Origin of the sequence: Liquorilactobacillus satsumensis DSM 16230 = JCM 12392 (assembly GCF_001435195.1) — a bacterium.
GTDB lineage: Bacteria > Bacillota > Bacilli > Lactobacillales > Lactobacillaceae > Liquorilactobacillus > Liquorilactobacillus satsumensis.
Window position 1 is genome coordinate 1 of record NZ_AZFQ01000043.1, and the last position, 7,016, is coordinate 7,016.

Annotated in this window: 4 protein-coding genes and 12 tRNA genes; 15 read left to right on the forward strand and 1 reads right to left on the reverse strand. The window is 40.4% G+C overall.

Annotated elements, in window-relative coordinates; translation table 11 throughout:
• Positions 1–62 precede the first annotated feature (62 nt).
• From FD50_RS06715 to FD50_RS06775, 13 genes are all read left to right on the forward strand, one after another.
• Positions 63–135, forward strand: a tRNA-Asn gene (locus FD50_RS06715).
• Between the two features lie 15 nt (positions 136–150).
• Positions 151–242, forward strand: a tRNA-Ser gene (locus tag FD50_RS06720).
• Between the two features lie 9 nt (positions 243–251).
• Positions 252–323 (forward strand) — tRNA-Glu (locus tag FD50_RS06725).
• A 6-nt stretch (positions 324–329) separates the two neighbouring features.
• A tRNA-Val gene (locus FD50_RS06730) sits at positions 330–402 on the forward strand.
• Between the two features lie 9 nt (positions 403–411).
• Positions 412–485: transfer RNA gene (locus FD50_RS06735), tRNA-Asp, on the forward strand.
• Between the two features lie 23 nt (positions 486–508).
• Positions 509–584, forward strand: a tRNA-Phe gene (locus tag FD50_RS06740).
• Between the two features lies 1 nt (position 585).
• Positions 586–668, forward strand: a tRNA-Tyr gene (locus tag FD50_RS06745).
• A gap of 10 nt (positions 669–678) precedes the next feature.
• Positions 679–752: transfer RNA gene (locus FD50_RS06750), tRNA-Trp, on the forward strand.
• Between the two features lie 6 nt (positions 753–758).
• Positions 759–831: transfer RNA gene (locus tag FD50_RS06755), tRNA-His, on the forward strand.
• Positions 832–839: 8 nt separating this feature from the next.
• A tRNA-Gln gene (locus FD50_RS06760) sits at positions 840–911 on the forward strand.
• A 22-nt stretch (positions 912–933) separates the two neighbouring features.
• A tRNA-Cys gene (locus tag FD50_RS06765) sits at positions 934–1,004 on the forward strand.
• A gap of 53 nt (positions 1,005–1,057) precedes the next feature.
• Positions 1,058–1,142 (forward strand) — tRNA-Leu (locus FD50_RS06770).
• A 337-nt stretch (positions 1,143–1,479) separates the two neighbouring features.
• On the forward strand, positions 1,480–2,787 hold the full coding sequence (locus tag FD50_RS06775) for an ammonium transporter (protein ID WP_056960904.1): 1,308 nt from the start codon (positions 1,480–1,482) through the stop codon (positions 2,785–2,787).
• 239 nt (positions 2,788–3,026) lie between these two features.
• Here FD50_RS06775 and FD50_RS06780 read toward each other — a convergent pair whose 3' ends face one another.
• Positions 3,027–3,560 (reverse strand): 3'-5' exonuclease, encoded by a 534-nt coding sequence (locus FD50_RS06780; protein WP_056960905.1) that lies wholly within the window; start codon positions 3,558–3,560, stop codon positions 3,027–3,029.
• Between the two features lie 209 nt (positions 3,561–3,769).
• Here FD50_RS06780 and murB point away from each other — a divergent pair, with 209 nt between their 5' ends.
• Together murB and FD50_RS06790 are read left to right on the forward strand one after the other, a co-directional pair.
• Entirely contained in the window at positions 3,770–4,678 is a 909-nt protein-coding gene (murB, locus tag FD50_RS06785; protein WP_056960906.1) for a UDP-N-acetylmuramate dehydrogenase, read from the forward strand.
• An 89-nt stretch (positions 4,679–4,767) separates the two neighbouring features.
• Entirely contained in the window at positions 4,768–6,873 is a 2,106-nt protein-coding gene (locus FD50_RS06790) for a cation:proton antiporter (RefSeq protein ID WP_056960907.1), read from the forward strand.
• Positions 6,874–7,016: the final 143 nt, after the last annotated feature.

Here is a 7,016-nt window from a genome sequence, read left to right on the forward strand (position 1 = left end):
TAGCGCCAAGAGTAGTTGGGGGATCGCCCCCTGCGAGGGTAGGTCGTTGCCGTGCATCTAATTCCGGCATAGCTCAGTTGGTAGAGCACCTGACTGTTAATCAGGTTGTCGACGGTTCGAGCCCGCCTGCCGGAGTTTTGCATCATTGCTGGAGAGTTGTCCGAGTTGGCCGAAGGAGCATGATTGGAAATCATGTAAACGGGTAATGACCTGTTTCAAGGGTTCGAATCCCTTACTCTCCGTAGCAAGATGACCCGTTGGTCAAGTGGTTAAGACACCGCCCTTTCACGGCGGTAACATGGGTTCAAATCCCGTACGGGTCATATATTGGAGGATTAGCTCAGTTGGGAGAGCGTCTGCCTTACAAGCAGAGGGTCACAGGTTCGAGCCCTGTATCCTCCATAGTATCACGGTCCTATGGTGTAGGGGTCTAACACGCCTGCCTGTCACGCAGGAGATCGTCGGTTCAAATCCGTCTAGGACCGTTTTATATTTTAATATTTATGATGGCTCGGTAGCTCAGTCGGTAGAGCAATGGATTGAAGCTCCATGTGTCGGCAGTTCGATTCTGTCCCGCGCCACCATGGAAGGGTAGCGAAGTCTGGCTAAACGCGGCGGACTGTAAATCCGCTCCTTCGGGTTCGGTGGTTCGAATCCACTCCCTTCCATTTTTATTATAGGGGTATAGTTTAACGGTAGAACTACGGTCTCCAAAACCGTCAGTGTGGGTTCAAGTCCTACTACCCCTGCCATTTATGGCGATAGTGGCGAAGTGGTTAACGCACCGGATTGTGGCTCCGGCACGCGTGGGTTCGATTCCCACCTATCGCCTTTGTAATTGGGTTATAGCCAAGCGGTAAGGCAAGGGACTTTGACTCCCTCATGCGCTGGTTCGAATCCAGCTAACCCAGTTAGGGATTTGTTCTTTTAACTGGCGGTATAGCCAAGTGGTAAGGCAGAGGTCTGCAAAACCTTCATCACCGGTTCAAATCCGGTTACCGCCTTTAGTTGCTTTTAGGCGCTAACTGTAGTAAAATTTATCAGTAATGTTTGTTATGCCGGTGTGGCGGAATTGGCAGACGCGCTGGACTCAAAATCCAGTGCCCGTTGAGGGCGTATCGGTTCGACCCCGATCACCGGTATTATAAGTAATAAGGAGAAGGACAGAAGCAATTAGCTTCTGTCCTTTTTTGTTTATATTACGGATAAACGTGTTCCATAAGTCAAAATTCTTCGTCTAACTTTGAATTATGCAGCCAAGTTTTGTAAGGCACTTCACTTATGTCACACTCTCTTTTTTGTTTATATACGCTAGAAAAAGTAACAAATTAAAGTAAATACAAATGTTATGTTAGATATTATTACTTTTAGTCCTATTTTTCCGTTGATAATTAAGATCTTAAATTAAAGTAAAGGAAACTATAGACAAGTATAGAGTTTGAATGTTACAATTTGTGACATTAAATAGGGAGGGATCTTATGAACGCTGCAAATTCAACTTTTTTGATTATTTCAAGCGTTTTAGTTTTCTTTATGACACCTGGGTTGGCTTTTTTCTATGGTGGCTTAGTTTCAAAGAAAAATGTTGTCAATACAATGCTTTCAGTTTTTTTTATTTGTGGAATAGCGGTTGTCTTGTACGCCGCAGTTGGTTATGAGTTGTCTTTTAATGGAGATATCGGCGGAATAATAGGGCAAGTCAAGCATTTCTTTTTGAGCGGTGTTGATTTAGCTGCACTTCAATCTAAGGAACTTGGAATCAATGTAGGAACCTATCTTATTTTTCAAATGATGTTTGCAATTATCACTCCTGCATTATTTGTGGGTGCAATTGTTGGGAGAATGCGCTTTAACTTTTTACTGTTGTTCATCGTTTTTTGGTCAATTCTTGTTTATTACCCAATGGTACATATTGTCTGGAGTGCCAAAGGGATGCTGGCTTCATATGGAGTCTTGGATTTTGCTGGAGGGACAGTTGTTCATATTAATGCAGGAATCACTGCACTTGTACTTTCAGTTTTTCTTGGGAAAAGAATTGATTTTAACAAAAAAAGAGAACATTACAATATGCCCTGGGTATTGTTGGGGACAACAATTCTGTGGATCGGTTGGTATGGGTTTAATGCCGGTTCAGCTCTTGGAATGAACGAAGTCGCGGTTCAAGCATTTCTGACAACAACTGTTGCAACTGCTGCGGCTTTAGTTATCTGGATGGTTTTAGACATGCTGATTGTGGGTAAGCCAACTTTAGAAGGGGTTTGTACCGGAACAATTTGCGGACTGGTTGGAATTACTCCAGCAGCAGGTTTTGTGACCGCTGCAGGGGCTTTCTGGATTGGAGCTTGCAGTACCCTCGTTAGTTTCTGTTTCATAACTTACATTAAGGCTAAATTGAAATATGATGATCCACTCGATGCATTTGGATGCCATGGGGTTTCAGGAATAGTTGGTTCTATCTTAACTGGGGCTTTTGCAACTAAAGCTGCAAACTCTTCTTTAACACAAAATGGTTTGTTCTATGGCGGTGGGTGGCATCAATTGCTTGTCCAGTTAGTTGGAACACTTTTTACAATCGTGTTTGTAACGGTCGTTGTATGTATCATTGTGGTCGCCATGAAACTGTTTGTTAAAATTCGGGTTGATGAAAAAGAAGAACTGGTGGGACTTGACCAGGGAGAACATGGTGAGTTTGCTGATTATACAGTTGCGCCTAAATTAACAGATATCGAAAAATATGGTGAAGAATTTCAGGGTCAGTTGGCACATTTAAACAATCCTAAATCTTAAAAAGAGTTCAATGCCGTTAGACGTTAAATTCAGTAGCTACAAAATAATTTGCCAGCGAGACTATGACAAGCTTTGTTGACTGTGCAAAGGGCGTGAACAAAAGAAGATACCTAGCTATTGAAATACGAATTTGTATAAAAATAAGGACCTAGAGTAAAGTAAATGTTTCGCTCTAGGTCCTTTTGATTTGTTATTGTTACATTGACATACTGCAATAGTCGCTGTTTAGGTTTCCAAAGTTAAAACGATTTGATAAAGGAGTTCAAATTATTATTACCAAAATGTGAAAGCTGATATAAAAGGATATCGGCACAAGCCCGACTATCATCCAAAGCATTATGATGGTGTTCAAGCTTGATATTAAGATTTTGGCAAATTGTATTTAATTTGTAATTTTGAAGGCCCTTGAAGTAGGAGCGACTAGTTGCTAGGGTATCAAGTACTAAAAAATTTGGTTGTGGGATGTTATAAAGTGCAAGACTGTGTTTTAAAACACTGCAATCAAAACGTGCATTATGCGCAACTACTAATTTGTCAGGTGAAAAAAAGGGAAGGATATGGGGCCACAGTTCAGAAAAAGTTGGGGCCTCAGCGACATCTTGCGTTCTTAAGCCATGGATTTGCGTGTTTCGCCAATGAAAAGGGGCTTGGGGATTGATTAATGAGTATAGATCATCAACAATCTGGTCATTGCGAACAACTGTTAATGCAAGTGAACAGGCGCTATTTCTTTTTGCATTTGCAGTTTCAAAGTCAATTGAAACAAAGTTCATAATTGATTCTCCTTTTTAATATCTAACTATAGCGTAAATTGGTTAATAAACTAACGGGTGGCGGGTCTGCTTAACCGAAAATTTATGTCTTTGTTCCTAATGAATTATCTGTAACTCATTTTAACAGGTGTCTTTAAAAAAAACTACCAACAAAGACTGCTGAAAGTGTTAGAATTAAGTCAGAATGAGTGAATGCGAGGATGAATATGATGTTACAAGCACAAGAAACTTTTGCGGAATTTTTCTCTGAAAGCCAAGTATTAGTGAATGAACCGTTAGCGAAATATACTAATACCAAAACTGGGGGACCGGCTGAGCTAGTCGCATTTCCGAGAAGTTATGCTGAGATAAAAGCAATGGTCTTAACCGCCAATAAAATCGGGCTGCCACTGACAGTGATTGGAAATGCAAGTAATTTGATTGTAAGAGATGGCGGCATTCGCGGATTAGTTCTGATTTTAAATAAGATGAAAACACTTAAAGTTGAAGCTAATGAGCTCACAGCTGCCGCAGGGGCTGCAATGATTGACACGACTGAATCCGCATATCAAGCTGGATTAGCTGGGCTTGAGTTTGCAGCTGGAATCCCCGGAAGCGTTGGCGGTGCGATTTTCATGAATGCGGGCGCGTATGGAGGGGAAGTTTGCGAGTGTGTAGAGTCGGTTGACGTTCTAACACGTACTGGTGAATTTAAGACATATTCTAATGAGGCGATGGACTTTGGTTATCGCCACAGTCGTATTCAGCAAAGCGGTGAGATCGTTTTGGCGGCACGTTTTAAATTAGAACCAGGGTCAAAAAAAGTAATTCGTGCTAAAATGGATGAATTCAATTTTTTGCGTGCTTCGAAACAACCGCTCGAGTATCCTTCTTGTGGAAGTGTTTTCAAACGACCTGTGGGACATTATACGGGAAAACTTATTCATGATGCAGGATTACAAGGTTATCAGGTTGGCGGTGCGCAAATTTCCTTGAAACATGCGGGCTTTATTGTTAATCGTGGAAATGCAACAGCTAGTGATTACTTGGCAGTGATTAAACATGTGCAAGCGGTCATTAAACGCCTGTTTGATGTCGAGTTGGAAACAGAAGTACGTATAATTGGTGAAAAAAAGTAATTTAGGCAAAGAACTTGGTTTGAGATTAAGCGAAGTTCTTTTTTTTTTTAGCTTTTTTTGTAATAATTAATCATGGAGGTGTCTGCTGGATGACAATTATTGAGACTGTTATTGGCTTAGTCTTACTTGTTTTACTATCTAATTTGATCAATCATTATTTTAAATTTATTCCAGTAAGCCTTATTCAGATCTTTCTAGGGACCTGTTGTGCACTGTTATTTAAGTTGAAAATTGACTTAGATTCCAGCTGGTTTTTATTATTGTTTATTGCGCCTTTACTTTATAATGACGGCCGTAAATTTCCCAAAGAGGAGTTATGGAAGTTAAAGGGTGCAATCTTTAATAATGCAATTATTCTGGTTTTTATCACTATGTTGCTTGGAGGCTATTTGATTCATTTAGTGATCCCAAACATGCCACTTGCGGTAGGGGTTTCACTGGCTGCAATTTTGGCCCCAACTGATCCTGTCGCAGTGCATTCAATTTCAAAACAGGTTAAATTACCCCCGAAAATTCTGCACTTAGTAAGTGGTGAAAGTTTAATTAACGACGCAAGTGGACTAATTGGTTTTAAATATGCGTTGGCTGTTGCAATCACAGGATATTTTTCCTTAACAACTGCTGTGGGCGACCTGCTTTATTTTGGAATGTTTGGTCTTGTTTTAGGATTCGTGTTAATTAGTCTAGTCATTTTCATGATTGAATGGTTGATTACTAAAGGTTTTAACGATGTAGTTTTCAACACTGTCTTGCAACTTTGTGTTCCCTTTATCATTTACATCGTGACTGAAGAAACTTTTCATGCATCAGGTGTTATTGCGGTTGTTGTGGCGGGCGTTATTTTTGCTTCAAAAAGATATTCATTTATCCGTATTCAACCTGAAATTAATTTAGTTAGCGAAAGAACTTGGGATCTTCTAATTTATTTACTAAATGGGATCATGTTCACTATCCTAGGAGTCGAATTGCCTGTGGCGATGCGTGGAACTATTGAGAGTGAGAATGTTGATACATTAAGTGCAATTTTGTTCGTCTTTGTGATGTGGGGAATTCTCCTCTTGATTCGGGTAGTTTGGACATATTGTTATCAGTTATTTACGCGTGATTACCAGCGGATATCTGCTAAAAAAAGATTAAAAATTGCTTTTTTATCTGGAATCTCTGGTGTCAGAGGTGCAATTACGATGGCCGCAGTTTTAACTATTCCAACGGAAACTGCGACAGGGGATCCATTTCCTGAGAGATCGCTTGTATTATTTGTTGCTGCGGGTGTTATTATTCTTAGTATGGTTGTGGCTGTCGTTGTGTTGCCATTTATTGTGCATGACCCAACTGAATTAAAAACACGTGGGGTGTTGGAGCCGTTTAATGAAGACGATGATGAAGCCGGTGATGCCCCTGAAATGGCGCAGATCAGTAATACACGTGCCAAATTGTATATTTTAAAAAGTGCTGTTCGTAGTCTGGAAGAACAGCGTAGACAAGCTAATCAATTAGCCGTCTATCATCTAATTTTAGAATATCAATTCATGATTAAACGGCTCGAAGCTGTTGAACAAGGACAAAGTGCAAGTGATGCGGCGACAGCTGATCAGATTAAATTGCAAAGAGTCGCCTTGAAGGGGCAACTGGCAGAGCTAGAACGCTTGCATAATACTAATCAGATTCGTGAGAAAGTCTATTTCAAGTTCAATCGTTCTTTACAAAATCAATTACGGAATGCTAAACATAAAGCTAAGCTGCGTCAAGAGTGGCCTTTCCCCACAGTTAGTGAGTCTGTTAGACGTTTCTGGCGAATTTTCTCCCTTTGGGTGGGGATCAAAAGGGATGAAAATTACGGAACGGAATTTCGATACGCAGAAAGAATGCTTGCCAAAGCTGCAATTAGTTCTTTGTCAGCTTATTTGAAAAATCCTGAAGTCAATGAAAAAGAATTAAACCGGGAAGTACTTTACCATCTAATTATTACGTATCGCAGTGTAATTGAAAAACAAAAGAGTCTAGATTCACTAGGAAAACAAGAATACCAAGAACAGGTCAGAAAGTTGCGGTTCAAATCAATTGCAGCGCAAAGACTGGCTTTGCAGTATCTGGTTGAACAGGGTTATGTAACCCACCAGTCTGCGATCAACTTGCAGCAGTACATTAATCACGAAGAAAGTTTGAACCTGCGAGCAAGTGTTGTTGCTGATTAAAGCGCTGAAGAAATACGAGCGGTTTTGACTTATGACATACATTTAGCTGCAATTATTAGAAAGGGGGCTGTGACAAAAGTTAACTTCTGTCACAGCCCCTTTTTTATTCCGGATAAACGTGTTCCATAAGTCAAAATTCTCCG

Coding starts and splice junctions, on each gene's coding strand:
- FD50_RS06780 (WP_056960905.1), bottom strand. CDS start 3,560: ATGAACTTTGTTTCAATTGACTTTGAAACTGCAAATGCAAAAAGAAAT.
- FD50_RS06790 (WP_056960907.1), top strand. CDS start 4,768: ATGACAATTATTGAGACTGTTATTGGCTTAGTCTTACTTGTTTTACTA.
- FD50_RS06775 (WP_056960904.1), top strand. CDS start 1,480: ATGAACGCTGCAAATTCAACTTTTTTGATTATTTCAAGCGTTTTAGTT.
- murB (WP_056960906.1), top strand. CDS start 3,770: ATGTTACAAGCACAAGAAACTTTTGCGGAATTTTTCTCTGAAAGCCAA.